This is a genomic window from Brevibacillus schisleri, assembly GCF_055685845.1.
In genome coordinates, this window is sequence record NZ_JBVNDM010000001.1 from 5,179,608 (window position 1) to 5,200,000 (window position 20,393).

14 protein-coding genes (1 of these 14 only partly in view) are annotated in these 20,393 nt (G+C 50.4%); 4 read left to right on the forward strand and 10 right to left on the reverse strand.

Going from position 1 to position 20,393, the window contains the following annotated elements; genetic code table 11:
• Positions 1 to 44: 44 nt before the first annotated feature.
• From ACUUHJ_RS24570 to ACUUHJ_RS24600, 7 genes are all read right to left on the reverse strand, one after another.
• The gene (locus tag ACUUHJ_RS24570) at positions 45 to 6,599 is read right to left on the reverse strand and encodes a carboxypeptidase regulatory-like domain-containing protein (protein WP_472300166.1); all 6,555 of its coding nucleotides are present in this window, start codon (positions 6,597 to 6,599) and stop codon (positions 45 to 47) included.
• Between the two features lie 162 nt (positions 6,600 to 6,761).
• On the reverse strand, positions 6,762 to 7,127 hold the full coding sequence (locus ACUUHJ_RS24575) for a YisL family protein (protein WP_016741391.1): 366 nt from the start codon (positions 7,125 to 7,127) through the stop codon (positions 6,762 to 6,764).
• Between the two features lie 152 nt (positions 7,128 to 7,279).
• Positions 7,280 to 8,284, reverse strand: coding sequence for a proline racemase family protein (locus ACUUHJ_RS24580; RefSeq protein WP_472300168.1), 1,005 nt, complete (start codon positions 8,282 to 8,284; stop codon positions 7,280 to 7,282).
• 43 nt (positions 8,285 to 8,327) lie between these two features.
• On the reverse strand, positions 8,328 to 9,767 hold the full coding sequence (locus ACUUHJ_RS24585; protein ID WP_472300169.1) for an aldehyde dehydrogenase family protein: 1,440 nt from the start codon (positions 9,765 to 9,767) through the stop codon (positions 8,328 to 8,330).
• 14 nt (positions 9,768 to 9,781) lie between these two features.
• A complete protein-coding gene (locus ACUUHJ_RS24590) occupies positions 9,782 to 10,666 on the reverse strand; it encodes a dihydrodipicolinate synthase family protein (RefSeq protein ID WP_472300170.1) in 885 nt (294 codons plus the stop codon).
• A gap of 33 nt (positions 10,667 to 10,699) precedes the next feature.
• Positions 10,700 to 11,725 carry a 4-hydroxyproline epimerase gene (locus ACUUHJ_RS24595; RefSeq protein WP_472300171.1) on the reverse strand — a complete coding sequence of 342 codons (1,026 nt, stop codon included), beginning with the start codon at positions 11,723 to 11,725 and terminating at the stop codon, positions 10,700 to 10,702.
• Complete coding sequence (locus ACUUHJ_RS24600; RefSeq protein WP_472300172.1) at positions 11,722 to 12,915, reverse strand: NAD(P)/FAD-dependent oxidoreductase; 1,194 nt, start codon at positions 12,913 to 12,915, stop codon at positions 11,722 to 11,724. The genes ACUUHJ_RS24595 and ACUUHJ_RS24600 overlap by 4 nt, the downstream gene beginning before the upstream one ends.
• Before the next feature lie 193 nt (positions 12,916 to 13,108).
• Here ACUUHJ_RS24600 and ACUUHJ_RS24605 point away from each other — a divergent pair, with 193 nt between their 5' ends.
• Positions 13,109 to 14,809, forward strand: a complete 1,701-nt coding sequence (locus tag ACUUHJ_RS24605) for a sigma-54 interaction domain-containing protein (protein WP_472300173.1) — start codon at positions 13,109 to 13,111, stop codon at positions 14,807 to 14,809.
• Between the two features lie 605 nt (positions 14,810 to 15,414).
• On the opposite strand, the gene ACUUHJ_RS24610 is transcribed toward ACUUHJ_RS24605, so the two are convergent.
• The 3 genes from ACUUHJ_RS24610 to ACUUHJ_RS24620 all read right to left on the reverse strand — a co-directional run bounded on the left by ACUUHJ_RS24610 (position 15,415) and on the right by ACUUHJ_RS24620 (position 18,799).
• A complete protein-coding gene (locus tag ACUUHJ_RS24610) occupies positions 15,415 to 15,834 on the reverse strand; it encodes an ABC transporter substrate-binding protein (RefSeq protein WP_472300174.1) in 420 nt (139 codons plus the stop codon).
• Positions 15,835 to 15,855: 21 nt separating this feature from the next.
• Complete coding sequence (locus ACUUHJ_RS24615; protein WP_472300175.1) at positions 15,856 to 17,511, reverse strand: peptide ABC transporter substrate-binding protein; 1,656 nt, start codon at positions 17,509 to 17,511, stop codon at positions 15,856 to 15,858.
• 220 nt (positions 17,512 to 17,731) lie between these two features.
• On the reverse strand, positions 17,732 to 18,799 hold the full coding sequence (locus ACUUHJ_RS24620) for a M24 family metallopeptidase (protein WP_472300176.1): 1,068 nt from the start codon (positions 18,797 to 18,799) through the stop codon (positions 17,732 to 17,734).
• 149 nt (positions 18,800 to 18,948) lie between these two features.
• On the opposite strand from ACUUHJ_RS24620, the gene ACUUHJ_RS24625 reads away from it, so the two are divergent.
• The 3 genes in view from ACUUHJ_RS24625 to ACUUHJ_RS24635 are tightly spaced (each overlapping or abutting the next) and all read left to right on the forward strand, a layout consistent with a single transcriptional unit that may run on beyond the window.
• Complete coding sequence (locus ACUUHJ_RS24625; RefSeq protein WP_289674219.1) at positions 18,949 to 19,221, forward strand: (2Fe-2S)-binding protein; 273 nt, start codon at positions 18,949 to 18,951, stop codon at positions 19,219 to 19,221.
• Positions 19,218 to 19,553, forward strand: a complete 336-nt coding sequence (locus ACUUHJ_RS24630; RefSeq protein WP_188069611.1) for a (2Fe-2S)-binding protein — start codon at positions 19,218 to 19,220, stop codon at positions 19,551 to 19,553. Before ACUUHJ_RS24625 ends, ACUUHJ_RS24630 begins: the two co-directional genes overlap by 4 nt.
• On the forward strand, positions 19,550 to 20,393 hold the 5' portion of the coding sequence (locus ACUUHJ_RS24635; RefSeq protein WP_472300177.1) for an NAD(P)/FAD-dependent oxidoreductase. Its footprint extends 362 nt past the window's final position; only the first 844 of its 1,206 coding nucleotides appear in the window; its start codon is at positions 19,550 to 19,552; its stop codon lies beyond the right edge, outside the window. Before ACUUHJ_RS24630 ends, ACUUHJ_RS24635 begins: the two co-directional genes overlap by 4 nt.

The following is a 20,393-nucleotide window of genomic DNA, read 5'->3' on the forward strand; positions in this document are numbered from 1 at the left end:
ATCCGCCATATTTATATTTTTAAGTGGAGCAATTCTCCAAATCATCAAAATGGGGTAAATAAAATGGTCGGACATGTAGCGACTCGAAAAGATCCGCTCATGGCTGCTGGAACTAGAACTAGATCGAGCGTCACGACTTCCCCTGCACCTAGCGTTACTGTCCCTCTCGCTTCTCCACTCCCCATCGCATTGGCTACAACCAAGTAGGTGCCAGGAGTAAGACCAGTCACCTTGTACCTGCCGAAGCTGTCTGTTTGAACGACTACAGTCGTTCTGTTCGATTGATTTACCGTTTGCACATATACAGTCGCTCCAGCAATTGGCAAGCCTGTTAAACCAGATCGAACCGTTCCTTGTATCGTACCCGTTTGAGAAAGGCGGATGATGATAAAGGTTGTTTGGTTCGGCAAAACGACTGCTTCTGCCTGACCGGTACCAATGCCCGGGATGGTCCCGATAACGGTATACGTCCCCGGAGCGACATTGACAAAATGGAATGTGCCATCCGGCTCAGCCAGGATATTTTGCAGGCGAATCTGTTTTGAATGGAATAGCGACAATTGAATATTGTTACCACTGGCTTGATTTCCGTCTGGCAAGAGGACAATCCCGGATATCGTTCCGACGAATGGCAATAGCTCGACTGTCGCCACAGTCGTCTGCCCGTTTGCTACTGTAACGGTACTGTAATGTGTACCGAAGCCATCTGCGCTTGCGATGACATTGTACTCTCCGGCCGTCAAGCCTTTCACCTGGAATTGCCCACTCTGGTTCGTAACGGTGTTGGCAACAAACAAGCCGTTTGCAAACAGCTGAATCGCAACGGCCGCCCCTGTGATCGGGAGTCCCGTCAACTGATTGGTTACCTGTCCGAAGATGTTGCCTGGAAGAGGAGACATCGTGAGAATAACTCCGCTTATTGTCTGCCCAGCCGGCACTGTTATACTTTGTGTTGCAGTTGCGTAGCTATTTTCACTTGCGGTAATCAAATATGTCCCAGGCGGGAGGTTACCAACTGAGAAATGGCCCAAGTCATCTGTAATTGCACTGCCGAACAATGTTCCATGTGAATCCTTCACCTGTACCAATGCATTGGGAACGACAGCTCCACCAGCAGCCTGAACCTGACCTGTTACCGTAGCTGGAAAGGGAGGAAGCCCCACATCAATCGCAGTCGTCTGTCCGGAAAAGATCGTCGCACCAACAGGCTGGGTGGTGTAGTTTTGAGCGCTTATCGCGAGCGTATAAGTTAATGGCGCCAAGCCGTCGATTTTAAACTGACCGAGACCGTCTGTAATCGTCCGAGACAACAAGTTGTTTGTGCCTGGAAAATAGATCAATACTTCCGCCCCTACCAGTGGCGTGCCATCAAGCGCATCCCTGACGGTGCCCAGCAAATCACCAGGGTTCGGGTCCAGTGGGATATTGACTGTAGCTGTTCCTCCAGCGGCTACATCAAAGGAAACACTCTCCCTCTGATAGCTTTCGTTCCTTGCCAAAATGGTGTAATTTCCAGCCACAAATCCATCCATGAAGTATATCCCCTGGGCGTCTGTCTGCGTTGCAAAGAGAATCGTGTTATTGTTGCCCTGCAAACGGATGAGCGTATTCGGCAAGGGTGTGGCGAGAATGGCGTCACTAATTTTTCCTGTGACACTTGCAGGCAGACTCGGCAAAGAAAAATCAAGACCGGTAGTCGCTCCCATCCCGACCATAGTTGTTGACGCCTCAGCAGCGAATCCCGTCGCACTTGCGATTAGTGTATAGCTCCCAGGAGATAGTCCACTCACCATATACTGACCCTGCGCATTCGTCAGGACAATAGCCAGTATCGTTCCAGACGGACTTCCTTGTCGAACCGTAATGACCGCACTGGCAATCGGTGAAGCCGTACCTTCGTCTCGCACTGTACCAGCGATTCCACCGGGCAACTCGTTTAAGGCAAAGCTAAGTACGGACGCCGCCCCTGCTTGTATTAGTGCACCAGCTACATCGCTTGCATATCCAGTTGCATTGACATTGATGGTGTACCCTCCAGGAGCCAGCCTATCAAGCGAAAAGTTTCCCGTTGCATCTGTCAGTACGGAGCCCACAGCGGCACGAGTGCTGTCGAAGACGATTAGTGTTGCGCCAATGATCGGCAAGCCCGTCTCCTGATCAGTCACAACGCCGGATAAACTTCCGGGATTGGGAACTAATGCCTGCTGAAAGGTGGTGGTAATGCCCCCTTGCAAAATAACCGCCTGCGAGACGGATACAAAGTTCGGCGCAGAAACAGTTACATTTACAACACTCGGCGGAAGCTTCTCAGCCAAAAAATTGCCTTGATTATCTGTCAACAATTGAGCAAGCACAACGCCATGGCCATCTGTAATGAGCACGGTGCTTCCCGGAATGCCGAATCCTGTCATCTGATTGGTCACTACACCCGAAATAGCCGCTGGCAAGTCAGGTAACGTGACTGTCGTCGGAGTTGCGGTATTGGCTGCAACGATCACGCCAATAGTTCCTACGGCATATCCAGACGCTGATGCGATCACGGTATAAACGCCAGGAGAAACACTCCCAATGAAAAATACGCCCGATTGATTCGCGAGCAGGCTCTGTTTGACGGCTTGATTGCTATCCAACAGCTTGACGCTGATTTCGCTTCCCGTAACTGGTACACCCAAACTATTTATGACACTGCCCACGATGGACCCAGGCAAAGGCAAGAGCACCACACTAGCCCCTGTCGTTTCTCCACTGACTACATTGGCCCCTACTGATTGATCTGCATAGCTAGGCGCACTAACTGTGACAGTATAAGCACCCGGCAAAAGATGTTGAATTAAATAGCTGCCCGTCTGGTCGGTGCTTGCTGTAGCCACTACATTTCCGTTACTTATGGAACGAATCAGTACAACGGCGCCTGCAATGAATACCGTGGGATTCGTCGTGTCCGTCACCTGTCCACTAATCCCGCCTGCATTCGCCTCAAGAGCAAAGTCTACTCCAGTCTTATTTTCACCGGGTTCAAGAGTAACACCAACCGAGCCCGTAACATATTCGGGGGCACTTGCCACCACGACAAATGATCCGGCAGGCAGGTTGCCAATTGTATAGGCCCCGTTTGAATCCGTATAACCAAAGCCTATTGTCGTCTCATTCAAATCCAGAATACGAACAACGGCATTGACAATCGGCTGCATACCTGTGTCTTGCACCGTTCCAGAAATACTGCCCGGATTCGGGATAAGCGTAAAGGAAACGATGGTCGTCTGCGCTGGCTGTACGATCACTCCAACAGATTGAACAGCGTAGCTTGGAGCGGTAGCGATAAGGATATGAGAGCCTGGTGCGACCCCTGAAAATGAAAATGCCCCATTTCCATCTGCAACGAATGTATCTTTCAACAGGTTATTGTTATCGAACAATTGAATGGTCGTTCCCGGTACGACAGGAACTACTGTACCGTTAATTGTGCCGAAATCCTGATTGAGCTGAACCTGGACAGGAGTAGTTGTATTCGCGAATACAATGGCTCCGACATGATTGGACTGAAAACCATCCGCCGAAGCACTGATGACGTATTGACCTTGCGCCAAGCCCGTGATCGTAAAGCTTCCTTGACTATCGCTGTATACCGAATGCACGACGGAGCCATTGAAATCGAGTGCATTTACTTGTGCACCGGCAATCGGCTGTAACGTCCCTGCAGCAAGCACCTGTCCTTGGATCTCACCCGGACTCGCAAACAACGCCAAGCTGACAGGCGTATTTGTGTTGGCAAGCACAGGAGCGGAAGCACTGTTTGTTTCATAATTGGTTGCACGAGCCGTAATGGTATAAGCTCCGGGTGCAAGCCCTGTGATCTGGTAATTGCCCGACAGATCGCTATTTGCATGGGCGACGATTGCCCCTGCTTGGTTCAACACGCTAACCGCTATCGAAGCACCAGTGATCGGCAGACCAGAGGTAGCATCAAAAACCGAACCTGAAATGCTTCCCGGCAAGTCTGCCAGTTGCACATTCACCATTGTTGTCGTTAATGAGGTGACGATTGCCCCAGTGTTTACTGTCGTTTTATTCGGAGCAGATACGATGACAACGTACGCCTGCGGTAGCAAGTTAGGTACCACATACTGTCCGTTCCCATCAGTCAATACAGTAGCGACAACAGCACCTGCTGCCGTATTATCCCTTACGACCACAGCCGCACCCTGAATCGGCTGATTGCCGCTGTCGACCACCTGTCCTGCGATTGATCCCGGAGAAGCTTGTAAGACAAAAGCAAGGGACGATATTTCCTGTGGCTGTACAGTTGCCCCTAACACAATAGTGGAATAACCAGAAGCCGAAGCGGTTACGGTATACGTGCCTGGGGCCAAGTGCGGAAAGGAAAAGGTGCCAGTGCTGTCGGTAATGGTCTGCGCCACAGGAACAATTCCCTTCATAACAATGACAGTAGCATTACCAAGCGGATTGCTCCCTGTGTCCGAGACAGTCCCATTCAATATCCCTGCCAGTTTTTCCAATTGGAGGTCAACCGGTGTAGTTGCTCCAACATTGATCCCGATCCCAACTGTTTTCCCCGCATACCCCTCTGCAGAAGCCGTAAGGACATAGTTTTCTGGACCAAGCAAGGATAAAGTGTAGTCTCCATTCGCGTCGGTTAATGTCTCTCCTACAGCAATCCCCGAGCGAGTTACCACCTTGATGCTCGCATTTGGGATTTCCTCACCCGTTTGCGCATCGAAAATGGTTCCACTTACCGTTCCAAATGAAGTCATCAAAGAAAAATGAAGAACCTTGGCATCGCCCGCTTGCAGACTGATTCCAGCTAATTGTGTGGAAAAGCCCGCGGCACTGACACGGATTTGATAAATACCTCCTGCGAGCTTGGTCAGCAGATACGTGCCAGCTCCATCTGTAGTCGTTTCCGTCAGCGTAATTCCTGTCTGGTTCAGCACTTCCACCAATGCCCCGGCAATCGGTATGCCGCCAGGACCTGTTACAAGTCCGGAGAGCTGGGCAACGGATGTTTGGAGCGCTACATTTTGTGTAGTCGTCTGGGCTCGAATAACATTGATTGCAACGGTTGCTGGTTGGAATGTATCCGCACTGACTGCCAGGGTGTAGGCACCCGGCACGACATTCGTAAACTGATAGGTCCCCCCGCCCCCAGTCACTGCCTGGTTTACTGTCACACCTGTCGTATTTATTAGCTTTACCACTGCTCCTACGATGGGGGCCAAACCGGTATCTGTTATCGTCCCGTTCACCTGACCCGGACTCGGAGGAAGCAAAATGTCCGCTCTTGTGGTCTGCCCTGCCAAAACGCTCACGAATTGGATTTTGGGATCATAAGTCGGCGCGGTCACCGACACAGAATACAGACCAGGAGCCAATCCGGTAAACGAATAGGCACCATCTGTGTCTGTTGTCGTCGTTCCGATTAGGACAGGAATCGAATCATACAGCGCGACCTGCGCACCTGCAACAGGCAAGTTCGTGGACTGGTCAAGCACCACGCCAGCAACACTACCAGCCAAGTTAACCGTGATGACAATATTGTCCTGAACAGGAGAAAGCGTCCCGCCAGAAAAGCTGTCTACGCCAGTAACTGTCGCTGTGTTTAAGCGCCGTGTTCCGCCGGGAGAGACTGCGAAAACCCCACTGACCGCAAATGACAAGCTGGCAGTAGAACCAGCGGCCAAATTGCCAATCGTCCAGCTGAGCACCTTCGTGAGGGGATTGTAGATGACAGAGCCGATACTTGTTGCGTTCACCGTAAAAGCCGTTACCTGATCCAGCTCGATCAAATCGTTGACAACAACTGTCGTTGCCTGGCTCTTCCCGGTATTGGTGACAGTGATCGATCCCGTCCATTGCGATAGTTGTCCTGTAGTAACGACGGTTGGTCCTGCTGTTACTTGCTTATCGATGGCAAGGCTGGCCCGAACGTCTCCTGTCGCCACCGTAGTCGTATTGCTCAAGGAATTTTCAAAGCTAAAGCCTTCACTGATTCGCAGAGAGTCTTTGTTGTAATTATTGTCATTTGCAGAGGTAAAAGGGAGGAAGCGAATGGAAGTAAGGGAGGTAACACCGATCGTGGAAAAAAAAGTAGCAGCCGGCATGACGAGATCGATGAAGTAATCAGGAGTGCCGCTAAAATTAGAGCCGTCATTCGTCAGCCGAACACGAGCCGTGTCAAAATTGATAATCGGCGCTTGCCAGTTGGGTGCTCCACTGCCGTTTGTGCCCTCTGCCGGATCGTTCCAAGAGTTAAATTCAACAATGGTGTTTTGAATCAAGGCAACTCGGTTGCGCAAGCCTTGCACGCCCAACATCCATTGGTATGTGCCAGCCACTCCGGTTGTATTTATCAAATATCCCCAAGCAAAGTTTTGAAACCCTGTTTTTGGCGAATTTCTTGGATCTTCATTGACTCTCATCCGAAAGTAGAGATATGTTCCATCGTACGCCAAAAAGGCAACGGGAAACGTAGCGTTTCCTACCATGTCGACAGAGCCGGGACTTTCATCGTTCGGGACGTCTACGAATGGACTTCCCCCGAGCATAAACGGGATGAATTGACTGTCAGAAGGATAGGCCATTTTTCTTTCCTCACCTCTCTCCTCTAACATATGTACATAGAGTGATATGGCCCCCGCTCTCTCTTTGATAATTGGCTTGTCTGTGCCCATCTAAACAAAAAAGGGCTTTCACCCGCAAATATTTCTCGCGAGGAAACCCTCTTCCTTTCCGTATTGCCTATCTTACATAAGTACGCGATAACCAAGCAGAATAACCAGCACCAAAACGACAATACAGCCGATGAAGAAGCCGATGCTGCCTTCTTGTCTCTTTGCTTTACCCAGGGACATTTCCATCAACCCAAAGGCGATAACCGCAATAATGCCCTTCACGTAGTAATAGAAATCTGTTGCGTGACCCACGAAAAGCATCCAAGCTCCCGATACAAGAATGATGACCATCATGAGTCTGAGCAGCATATGTACGATCTTGCCTGCTTTTGCTTTGCCCACGCGATACAGAATGTAGGCAACGATCAAGAGCACGAATGCAACTTCCCAGCTACCCACATGCGCTTCAATTAACGCTTTGTACGGCAAAAAATTCAACCCCTTTACTCCTAAATTCAATCTTGTCCATTATACCAGAAGAAGGGAAAAAATGCTGATGCCCCAATGCGTGGCAGTATTGTGACTAGGCTTTTTGGGGATGAACAAGAGGCTGCCTGTGATCGGCAACCTCTTTTTTCTAGCAAACGATCCTATCGCAGTAAAAATCCGTCTTTCAGCGGGTCCGTAGGGTCAACGACAAATTGATGCAGACCTGTGATGAACGCCTTGCCTTCTATGCTCGGAATGACAGCCGGATAACTTCCCACCTGGGTTGTTGCTACCACCTTGCCGATAAACTGGCTCCCGACAATTCCTTCATGGACAAACGATTCTCCAAGAGCCAGCTTGCCTCGCGCATGCAAGGTGGCTACGCGAGCCGCAGTACCTGTTCCGCATGGGGAGCGATCGACCTGCTTATCGGCGAAAATCGTCACGTTGCGCAGATCCGATCCTTCCACTCTCGGCTTATCCGAGATAATCACCCCGTAAATTCCTTTGAGCTCAGGCTCTAACGGATGAACGACCTCCATTTTCGCCTCGATTTGTTCCTTGATTCGTCTGCCCCATTCTTGCAGCTCGGCCAATTGCTCCATTTCCACCTGAACCCCGATATCTTCCGCCTGTACGACTGCATAGAATGCGCCGCCAAAAGAAATGTCCACCGAAAAAGTACGTCCTCCCCATTCAATGGGAACGTCATGTGCCAAAACAAAGGAAGGGACATTTTCAAACGAGACGGAATGGACCAGCGATTCTTTCACAGTGGCGTGTGCAATAATTGTTCCTGCCGGACTGTCAATCACAATTCGCTCTGTCGGACCTTCCAGCCGAAGTATTCCAGTCTCAATCGCAGCGGTCACAACTGCAATGATTCCATGCCCGCACATAGTACTGTAGCCCTCATTATGCATGAACAGCACGCCAAATGCCGCATCTGGGCTGATGGGCTCTGTCATGACACATCCGTACATCCCATGATGGCCGCGCGGTTCATACATGAGTACTCGCCGGATATGGTCCAGCTCCTCCCGAAAGTATCGTCTCTTCTCCAAAATCGTCTCGCCCGCGAGCGGTGGGATGCCGCCTGTTATGATACGCAGCGGTTCGCCACCTGTATGGGCCTCGATCGTCGTAAACAACTGATTGATGTGCATGACATCCTCACCTTTTTATGCGATTGGCGAAAAGCTTGTTGGATCACCACGCGTATTTGATCGCGCATGTTTTCGTCGTACTGTAGAAATCAAGCGCCGCCTGACCCTGCTCTCGTGTATGCGAGCTGGACAGCTTCATGCCGCCAAATGGAGCCTGGTATTCCACACCCGCCGTCTCCTGATTGACCCGAACCATGCCCGCCTGCACCACATCCAAGAAGCGATGGGCACTCGCCAAATCTCGGGTGAACAGCGATGCACTCAGTCCGTATATAGACTGGTTGCACAGCTCCACCGCCTCTTCAAAACCGTCTGCTGTCAAAAGCACAGCCAATGGTCCGAACACTTCCTCCTGAACGAGGCGATGACTGGCAGCGACACCCTCAACAATTTGGGGACGGATGTAATAGCCTTGCTCCTCTTTTGCATAGGAGGGGCTTTGGGCAATGACTGTCGCTTCATCATTCGCCAAGGCGATGTATTGCCCAACCGTCTCATACTGTGCAGCCGAGGCAACTGGCCCCAGATACGCTTCCAGATCGCTGGCATCTCCTACCCGGCATGTCTCCATAGCCGATTGCAATCGCTCAACAAGTGGCTGGTAGATCGCTTTTTCGACAATGATCCTGCTGGTAGCCGTACATTTTTGACCAGCCGATCGAAACGCGCCGCTGAGCAAAATCGGAATGGTTTTATCCAAATCGGCATCAGCCAAAACGACTGCCGCATTTTTTCCGCCCATTTCAGTTTGATATTTGATGTTCCGACCCGCGCATGCGATGGCAATCTGTCTGCCTGTTTCTGATGAACCCGTAAAGCTGACGGCATCGACTTCGGCTTCATTCGTGAGTGTGTTGCCGATCTCCCGGCCCTTGCCAATCACCAGATTCAGCACACCCGCAGGCAGCTTTGTTTCCGCAAATATTTCAGCTAGTCGTGTCGCTGTGAGCGAACCATTTTCCGCTGGCTTCCAAATCACTGTGTTCCCGCAAATGAGTGCAGGGGCGATCTTCCAGATGGGGATCGCGACCGGGAAGTTCCATGGTGTGATGACCGCCACAACTCCGAGCGGGACACGACGGCTGTATTGCAGCACGTTCGTATCTGAAGAAGGAATCAGGTTACCGTTGGAACGCATCCCTTCTCCGGCATAATAGCGCAACAGACTGACCCCACGCGCCACTTCTCCGCGCATCTCACCAAGCTGCTTGCCCATTTCCCGGCTTGCCAGCTGTGCCAAGCTGTCTGCCTCTGCCTCTAATGCAGCAGCCATTTGAAAAAGGATTTCGCCACGAGCCGCACCCGTTTGTTTTGCCCAGCCGATCTGTGCCGCACGGGCTGCCTGCTCAGCTGCAAAAACATGTGACCGATCAGACAGATGCAGAACACCGACTTCTTCTGTGGTACGCGACGGGTTTTTGACGGTTAGTTCCTTCCCTGACGGCGTCATCCATTCGCCGCCAATCCAGTTTTTGCTTTGCATTTTGCCCATCCCCCTTATCGTCCACTTGCAGCGCCGACAGCGTAGTCAAACGCCTTTTTAATACCTGCGTAGTATTCTTCAGTCAGCGGTAGACGCGGCGGACGAGTCGGTCCTACAGGGAAATTCGCCAGCTCCATCATGTATTTAATCGACTGTACCAGCTGTGGACTTGCATCATAGTGGAACAGTGGCAACAAACGACGATAAAGCGCTTGTGCTTCACCGATCTTACCCGCCTGTGCCAGACGGAACAGCTCCACTCCTTCTTTTGGCAGTGCATTTGGCACACCCGAAATCCAACCTGTCGCCCCGATCAAGCCGCCCTCCATGACGAGATCGTCTACACCGACCATAACTTCCAGGTCCGTCTGCGCGAGAATGTCCTGCATACGGCGTACATCACCGGAGAATTCTTTTATAGCGACGATATTTTCGAACTTCGCCAATCTTGCCAAAATGTCCGGTGTCAGGTCGATTTTGTAGTCGTGAGGATTGTTATAGGCAATGATCGGCAGCCCGACGGTGTTCAGTGCCTCATAGTGGGCAAATACTTCATTTTCCAATGGCTTGTAGTTAATCGGAGGCAAAGCCATCACACCTGCTGCTCCCGCATCCTTGGAGAATTGCACCCATTCCACTGCTTGACGGGTAGACGGAGCAGCAGAGCCAACGACCACCGGGACTCGACCTTTTGCAGCAGCGATTACGGTTTGAATGACTTTGGCCCGCTCTTCTCCTGTCATCGTCGCGTATTCCCCCAGTGAACCGGACGGAACCAGTCCGTCTACTCCCTCCTGAATCAACCAGTCACACAATTCCCCCAAACGCTTGTAATCCACCTCATAATCGTTTGTAAACGGCGTGACAATCGCCACGTACACTCCTTCAAATCTTGCCATTTTTCATTCTCCTCTCCCATTTTGGGCTTTGTTTTAGTGATCAGTTGCAGCTGGGATGAGCAAAAAGCCATTCGCCAGCTCGTCTTCCAGATTATAAAAAATCGTATGCTTGCCCATCAGCCAGGCTGAGCCTGCAATTCGGGTGATGACAGCAGGCAGCCCGCCTTCCTCCGTCACCTGCAGTACTCTTCCTGTAAACAGAGAACCGACGATGCTCTCATGTACAAACGGTTCGTCTATCCCGATCTCCCCCTTGGCAAACAAGGTCGCCAGCTTGGCGGAAGTGCCTGTTCCACATGGTGATCGGTCTATTCCTCCCGGTGGTACGACGACGGTATTTTTCACATCCGCTCCCGGATTGTCAGGGGCCGTATAGAATTCCACATGGGTCAATCCGCGTATAAACGGCTTCTCTGGATGAACGATCTCCATCGCCTGATTCAACGCTTTTCGAATCGCAACGGCCGTATCAACAATGGTGGATGCATGGGCTGGCGTCAGTTCGAGATGGAGCTTGCGTGCATCTGTGATGGCATAAAAGTTTCCACCGTACGCAATATCGCAGGTCACGACTCCAATCCCTTCTACTTCTACAGTCACATCTTTTTGATAGAGGAAGGCCGGAATGTTTACAAACGATACTTCCTTGGCTTTCCCTCCCTCTACCTGTATGTCTACCTCGACCAATCCTGCCGGCGTATCAAGCGTAAGCTTTGTCACCGGCTCGGTCACAGGGATCATACCTGTCTCCACCAGCGCGGTACAAAGACCGATCGTATCGTGGCCACACATCGGCAAATATCCGCCCGTCTCGATATAGATCACTCCTACATCGGCATCTGGATGGCAAGGATCAACGATCAAGGCCCCGGACATCACATCATGCCCGCGCGGCTCATACATCAAAAACGTGCGAATCCAGTCGTACTCGGCCTTCATCTGGAGCATTTTTTCTCCCATCGTGGTTCCGGTAAGCTTTGGCAGACCACTGATTACTGTGCGGGTAGGGTTTCCCCCGGTATGCGTGTCAATGGTGGTAAACACCCTCGTTGCTTTCATGGATGCAACACTCCTTTTTTCGTAAACCGGTCCAAGCGCAGTGGCTCTGTCGGAATGATGGTGTCTGTCTGATCGACTAGCAACTCGGACACCAGCTTGCCTGTGACCGCAGCCAGACTGATTCCATCTCCTTCATGACCAGCCGCGATAAAGTAACCGGGTACTTCCTCGACGCGAGAAATAATTGGCAAGTGATCCTCAGTCCACGGGCGCAAACCGCAATAGGTGCGGATGATAGCGAAGTCGGCGATCTTCGGATAAAAGCGCAGTGCTCTTCTCGCCATACACCTGACGACATTCAGGTCAATCTGCGTATCGAAGCCTACGAACTGACGACTGGAACCAATCAAGAAGTTTTGGCTTTCTGTCGGTTCAAATACGAGCGCGACTCCGTACTTCTCTGTCTCCTCGTCTACTTGTCGCACGCCGCCAAACTTCGAGATGAGATAGCCGAATTCCATCACCTTTCGTACACCGACAGGCATCTGTCTCGAGGCGACGATCAAATGCCCTTTGCGCGGAACGATCGGAATGTCCACTCCGACCATTTTGCCAATGACTGGCGCCCACACCCCCGCGGCATTGACGACCTGCTTGGCTGTCATGCTGCCTGTACCAAGCCCAATGTGAAACGTTCCCGTCGCCTGATCACGTCTGAGCGACTGGACCTCAGTACGGCGCATGATCCTCGCTCCATGCTTTTTCGCGCCTTCAAACAGGGCAAAGGTCAGCATGTACGGATTGACGGTAGAATCGGTGGCGCACTCCAAGCCTCCCAGCAAGTCGTCGGCAAAGTAAGGCGACTCCTGCCGAATATCCGCCCTATCCAGCATCCGAAACGGCAATCCTGCTTCTTTTTGCCGTTGCACCCATTCATGAGCGGCTTCCATCTCAGCCTCTGATTCGCAGACGAGAATACTCCCCGGTGCCCGATATTCAAACGTATGGTCCAGTTCCCGGCTTAGCTGATCAACGAGCATCTGACTTTTCAGGGACATCTGACTGTCAAAGCCGGGGTCCTTATCGATCGCTAAAATATTCCCGTCACAGCGTGAGGATGTCCCTGATGCCAGCTCGCCTTTTTCCAGGACAACGACATCCAATCCAGCCTTCGCAGCGTAATACGCAATCGCCGCGCCGATGATACCACCGCCGATTACTGCAATCTGCGCATGGGTTTGTACTGTCATGCTGATTCTCCTCAAATGCGTATTCTGCTACTTGCTTACTCTTTTTTGCAAAAGCCATGCCAATCGTTCCAAGCAAGAACTCCAAAATTTCCGTCTAAATTCTTTGACAATTAAAAGGGTGAATGTATAATAAATGAGAAAATGTTCAAAATTTTATACACTTGAACTACCTCTTTAAAAAGGGATGATCGAGTTGAATCACAAACTTCCTGCCTTAACTGAATTGATCCAGACAAACATGCGGATTCTCAACGATCAAGAGCTTCTCCCTCCTCAGTTGGACGAAACCGTTCCTGTATTTGCCCAGCGTCAAACCAGCTGGTATGTCGCCGATTCCTCTCATTTCACCGCCAATTTGACGCTCGATTGCACACATGCCCCTTGGGAACCAGCTGCTGTGACGACACGGGATTCAACATTGGCCGATGCCATCCGCCTGCTAGCTACTCACAACTATCTCCTAATCGAAAAACAACCTGGAATCCCTGTCGGCTACCTTCATCGAGGTACAGTCATACAAGCCATTTTTTCCTCGTATGAGATCTTGGAAGCGTATTTCGAGACGATGATCAAAACCATGGATGCATCCATATCCGTCATCGATGAAAAAGCGCGTGTGATGGTTTGGACAGAAGGCGCTGAACGAATCTTTTCCTTGAAAGCAAAAGAAACGATTGGTCACCCGATCACCGAATTTTTCCCACTCGAAATGCTTGAAACACTCAAATCTCTGCAAATCGGACAATCTCTCTACCGCCATCAGCATCAGCCGCGGGAGGATCTCGTCGTTCTCATCAATACGAATCCGATCTATTTGCATGACAAAATCATCGGTGCTGTTGCGGCGGAAACCGATATCACGAGCCAAGTCCGACTGAACCAGGAGCTGTTGAACGCCAATAAAAAAGTGAATCACTTGCAGCAGGAAATGGCAAAGCTCAGCCCGACGCCCGATCCATTTGCTCAGATCAAGGGAACGAGTCTCCCCATTCGCCATATCAAGTCCATGATCCAAAAGCTCAGCGCTACGCAAGCAACCGTCTTGATCACAGGGGAAAGCGGCGTCGGCAAGGAGCTTTTCGCCAAAGCCGTACATGATGTGCGGGAAGGCTCCAATGCTCCCTTTATCGCCATCAACTGCGGTGCGATTTCGCCTACTTTGTTTGAAAGCGAGCTGTTTGGTTACGAAAAAGGTGCCTTTTCTGGTGCGGATCATAAAGGGAAAAAAGGAATGATTGAGCTGGTTCGCGGAGGAACGCTGTTTCTCGACGAAGTAGGAGAAATGCCGCTCGATATGCAAGTGAAGCTGCTTCGCGTGCTTCAGGAGAAAAAGTATTATTCGGTCGGAGGGACCAAGCAGATTGAGGCGGACTTCCGCGTGCTTGCTGCCACGAATAAAAATCTGGAGGAGTTAGTGAAGGAAGGGAAGTTTCGCCAAGACCTGTTCTATCGGCTCAATGTCGTGACGCTGAAAATTCCTCCGCTACGAGAACGCATTGAAGATACGATTGAGCTTGCCCACTTTTTTCTCTATGAATTCTCTTTACGTTACAACCGTCCCATTCATGCCATCTCGCAAAATGTGATGCAAAACCTGCTTCAATACGACTGGCCAGGTAACATTCGCGAGCTGCGAAATGCCATTGAACGATTGGTGGTATTCGCGACGGACGGTATTATTAAAGAAGAGGATTTGCCGTATTCCTTGCAAGGTCAGACGAAACAGGTACCGATTGAGCTTCCTCCTGATCTGTTTTCCTTGCAAGAGGAAATCGAAGCGCATGAGCGCCGTGTCATTTTGCGAGCCATCGAGCTTGAAAACGGCAACAAGCAAGCCGCTGCGAAAAGACTTGGCATATCGCGGGCCACTCTGTATAACAAATTGGGGAAGTAAAAATGTTGTCTCATAGCGGTTGTGTTGGGGAAGCCCTGCCACATGTTTTCCAGTCGCCTGTATCCTCTCTTCGTTCGGGCGGTCTCCTTCCAAACATGTGACAGGGCTTTCGAGCTGTAAGTGCTCTTGCGGCTTTTAAACCGTTTTTGGGGTTGGTCAAGGTGTCTTTTCTGTACTAGCTAATCATCTTGAGTGATCGAAGCATGATTATGAAGCATTTTTGCTTCGTTTTTACGACTAAATGATCGCGAGTTGTTCATCTTCATCTTCCTTCTTGGATCGACTTACAATCATGTTTTACAAAAGCTACGTAAGAAGAAGCGGATTTCCAGTCCAAGCGCCTCTGGAGCCCATCCCAGCGGAGGAATGAATGTCGGGGAATTTAAGCTTCACTTATGGAATACTTCTTCGAAACTTCTACGTTTGAAGCGCTCCCGCCATTCATTTCGGAGCGAGCAGTCAATCCCCTCTTGCGGGGCGTAGGCCGTAGCGTAGACTGGAAATCCGCTTCTTCCCTCCACTACAGCCGCTTTTTACACGCAAAAAACGCACGCCAACGCGAACAAAAATCTGGAAACCTTCGCCCCTCTTTTGGCGGCAACACCTCAGACAAAATACGGATCAATTCCATGGTTGATTGCTTCATACGCAATGACGGCTCCGCCGGATTTTTCAACGGATGCTTGGGCGTAGGCACAATTGTCCTGGATGAGCACGACTTTTTTCGCTTGGTTCGCTGCCATGTAATCTGCTGGGGTTCGTGCTTGATCTGGGGTTAGACCATTGATCAAAAAGAGGGTGTCATAGCCTTGGGCGGGTAATTTGACTGAGTTGGCTGCTGTCGTCGCCATTTGTGGATCACAGCCATCATCAGTCACTTCAATCCTCAATTTTTTCCCAATCACTCCACCTCTGTCATTTATTTTTTTGACAGCCATTTCAATAGCGTTTTGCATGTCTTTTCCATCCGTTGCTTTGTTACCATTTACTGGTAAATTCACTATCACACTTCCCCATTTTTTCATTGCCCATCCCCCATTCGAATATTATTCGATTGATGTCCATTTCCAGTCGATTGCCCCTAGACCGTCCTGGAAAATTCCTTTTACCTTGTCATTCTTCACCCATGTATGCGTATAGAAGTAGATCGGCATAATCGGCATTTCATCCATCATGATTTGCTCAGCTTCACGTAGAATCGCCTTACGCTTTTCCGGATCACTCTCAGTGGCGGATTGATTCAACAGCTCTTTGAATCTCGGATTCTCCCAACGCGTGTCATTGTTTCCTCCGTCCTTTTCCTTGAACAGCTCCAGAAAGTTGATCGGGTCGTTGAAGTCACCCGACCAGCCGAGACGCCCGACCTGATAGTTGCCCTCGTGCATGGTCTCGAGGTACACCTTCCATTCCTGATTTTCCAGCTTCACATCTGCTCCAAGGTTTTGGCGCCATTGGTCCTGAATCGCTTCTGCGATCTTTTTATGCCCTTCGGACGTGTTGTAGCTGAGCTTGATCGGCGGCAGTTTAGAAATGCCCAGCTCTTTCATTCCTTCCTCTAACAGCTTTTTGGCTGTCTCTTGATCATTGTCTTTGAAATAACCACCCGTATTGAGTCCCATTGTCGGAGGAACTGCTGCCATCGCTGGCTGCTGATTCGCTTGGAGTACGTTGTCGATCAAGATTTGACGGTTAATGGCGTAGGCAAAGGCTTTACGAATCTTCACGTTATTGAACGGGGATTTCTCTGTATTGAACTTGTACCAGTAGGTAGCACCGACAGGCTTCACTTGCAGCTTACCGCTATCTTTAAGCGCTGGCATTGCATCTGTTGGCAGCGAGCTTAACGGACTGCCTGCCCAATCAATCTCTCCGTTTTCGAACATGGACAGCTCTGTGTTTTCATCCCCCACCATCGAGAACTCGATCTTGTCCAGCTTGACACTATCTTTGTCCCAGTAGTTGTTGTTTTTCACGAGTATCATTTTGCTTTTGTGTTCCCATGACTCCATTTTGAATGGACCATTTCCTACGTGTGTTTTAGCATCTCCGGCCCATTTTTCACGAGTCTCGATTACCTTTTTATTTACCGGGAAATAAGTTTGGAAGGCCGTTAGCTCCAGAAAAAACGGAGTTGGATTCGTCAACTCTACTTGGAGGGTCTTGTCGTCCAATGCTTTTACGCCGACATCATCCAAGCTGCCAGTCCCTTTGTTGGCCTTCTCCGCATTCTTGATGTAATAGAGCTGATAGGCGTAATTCGACGCTGTCTTCGGATCGAGAGCTCGTTTCCACGCGTATTCGAAATCGTGGGCTGTTACTGGTTCTCCGTTGCTCCACTTGGAATCTCTCAGTTTGAAGGTATATGTTTTCATATCACTCGATACTTCAATCTTCTCGGCTACTGCTTTCTCTGGCTTGCCCGAAGGCCCGATGCGTGTCAGTCCATCAAAAACTGCTTTAACGATGGCAGCAGAAGTCGTGTCTTCCGCAAGTCCAGGATCACCTGTAGGTGGTACGGAGTGTAGATTCCAGCGGAGGACTTGTGCTTTTGCTGGTTCTTTAGCCGTGGTGGCAGGTGCTGTCTGCGTACTCGACTGTCCACTCTGTGCTGCTTGCTCGGCTGGCTGTCCTCCTCCACATCCTGCCAACGATAATCCCATGACTGCTACGCTACTCATTACCGCAAACACACTTTTTTTCATTGGATCAACCCCCATTATTCAGTCGTTATGTGTTGGTTTTCAGAATTATCAGAATGCAAAAGATGTGCCAAAAATGAAAGCGGCAGTAGCTTCGTTCTAGAGTTGGTTGTTGTAAACTTTTTTGTACACAGCATTACTTATCGTGTTTCAAATCTTAGACACTGCTGTTAGACAAAAAAAGCCTCAGCCCACTTACTCGGCCAAGACTTTGTCTCTCGATTTATAAAATGATCAATTCGCGCGGTGAATGTGTAAGCACCTCATTGCCGCTCTCTGTGACAACCAGATCGTCTTCGATACGGACTCCACCAAGCTCTGGTATATAAATCCCCGGCTCTACGGTCAAAATCATGCCTTCTTGGAGAACAGCGGTGCAACGTGTGGACATAAATGGCTCCTCATGAATATCGAGACCCACTCCATGCCCCATTCCATGTCCAAAACGCTCGCCATAACCGTGCTCCGTGATGTAGTCCCGCGCGAAGGCGTCTGCCTCTTTCCCGGTAATGCCGGGACGAATGCCTGCAACAGCCCAATTGCGTGCTTCCAAAACGATCTCGTAGATGGCTTTGAGTTGTTCATCCGGAGTGCCAACAGCAACCGTACGGGTAATATCTGAGCGATAGCCTTGGTACAATGCCCCAAAATCCATCGTAACCATATCGCCCGCTTCAATCATTTTTTCACTCGCTACGCCATGAGGAAGTGCGGAACGATAGCCAGAAGCAATAATGATGTCAAAAGCAGAGCCCGACGCGCCTTCCTTTCGCATGAACATTTCCAATTCATTAGACACCGCGAGCTCTTTGATCCCAGGACGCAGGAAGGACGTTATATGGGAAAATGCCGCATCGGCGATTTGCGCAGCCGTTCGGATGATCGCCAGTTCTTCCTTTGTCTTTATCATCCGCAATCCCTCAATGACACCTGACGTCGGAATGAATGCTGTTTGGACGGCCTCGCTGTATTTACGATGTAAGGCAAACGAGACATTCTCCTCCTCAAAGCCGAGATGATTAATTCCCATCGCTTCCGCTTGACGCGCTACTTCGCTGTAAACGGATTCTTTTGTCGGCAAATAAACGATCTCAAACCCCGTTGCTTGTGCTTCCGCTTGGGCTGTGTAACGGAAATCTGTGAAGAGCTTGGCCTGGTCTCTGGAAATGAGGACAACTCCGTATGTACCTGTAAAGTTTGTGAGGTATCGGCGGTTTTGTCCATTGGTGATCAACATTCCGTCAATCCCCATTGAATCGAATTGCTCACGCAGTCTTGTTACTTTTTCCATCTCTGTCATCCCTCTTTTGTTTTGTCGTGATTCGGCTATTTCTTTAAGAATATTCAGCAAGTATTGTGCCAGCCAGGACGATCTCAGTCTCTTTCCTATGGCACGACACTTGCATTTTTCATCAAGCAAGAATGAAAGGAGGCATCATCATGGAATCGCATCCATTGATTATCTGCCGTTGTGAAGAAGTAACTCTCGCTGAATTGGTAGCGACCGCCCAAACCTACCAATGTACCGCACGCGAGCTGAAGCTACGGACCAGAGCCGGCATGGGCTGCTGCGGTGGGAGAACCTGCCGTACATTGATCGATCAGGTCATTCAGCAAGTAACTGGCCAAGTGCCTTCTCATACTGTACCTCTTGGATACCAACCGCCTATCCGTCCTGTCTCATTTCAAACGCTTGGGGGGCAACGGGCATGAATCAACGAATTGATCACCATCCGGTCCTCGGTTCACTCGGGGACAGAAAGCAGCTTCCTTTTTATTATAACGGCTCTGTCTATACGGCTTTCGAAGGCGAAACGATTGCGGGAGCCCTATTGGCCGCAGGGGTCCGTACGCTTCGGGTGCACGAGGAAAAAGGAACACCGCGAGGCATTTACTGCAATATCGGTCACTGCTACGAATGTCGCGTCCATGTAGACGGTGTTCCAACCGTGCGTGCTTGTATGACGCTTGTGCAGGAAGGCATGCAAGTAAATGCGGGTTCTCTCCTTCCGACTCCCTTGAAAAAAGGAGGTCATGGTACATGATCGACCTTCTCATCATCGGGGCTGGACCCGCGGGCTTATCCGCAGCAATTGCTAGTGCAAGGCAGGGATTGGCTGTTCGTGTAGTCGATGAGTTTTATCGCCCTGGGGGCCGCTTGCTTGGACAGCTTCACGAAGAACCGGACGGTGTGTGGTGGAATGGACTGGATGAGGCTGCTCGTCTCACGCAAGAAGCGATTGGGCTTGGCGTAGAGATCCGTTGCGGCGTTTCCGTGTTCCATTTGACCCAATCTCAAAATGGCTGGATTGTTTCTACCACAGTGGGGGAAATGATAACCCCGTTGCTCCTGATCGCAACGGGGGCTTCTGAGGCAGCCGTACCCGTGCCAGGGTGGACGTTACCTGGTGTGATGTCCATCGGAGCGGCTCAAGTCATGACGAATGTGCAGCGCGTGCGAGTAGGACAGCGCGGAGTTGTCATTGGAATCAATATCTTATCGGTGGCGATATCCCGGGAATTGCAGTTGGCTGGAATTACGGTGGATCGAATGATTCTCCCACCTAGTACGGCTATCAGTGGCACTGCAGGGCAACCACAAGCCGTGATGCAATCCTTATTGCGCGTCGCCCATCTTGCCCCTTCTTTGATGATTCGACTGGGGAGCAAACTGATGGGAAGTCCATGGATGCAAAAACTGGCAGTTTCCCTCTATCCCTCCAACGGGTTTTCTATGTGGGACATCCCGATTCAACTGCGAACAGCAGCACTGGAAATCGTCGGAACCTTTCAAGTCGAGGGTGTCCGTATCGCCCGAGTTGCAGCCGATGGTTCACCCATAGCTGGAACCGAACAAGTCATTCCAGCTGATTTCGTCTGTATCG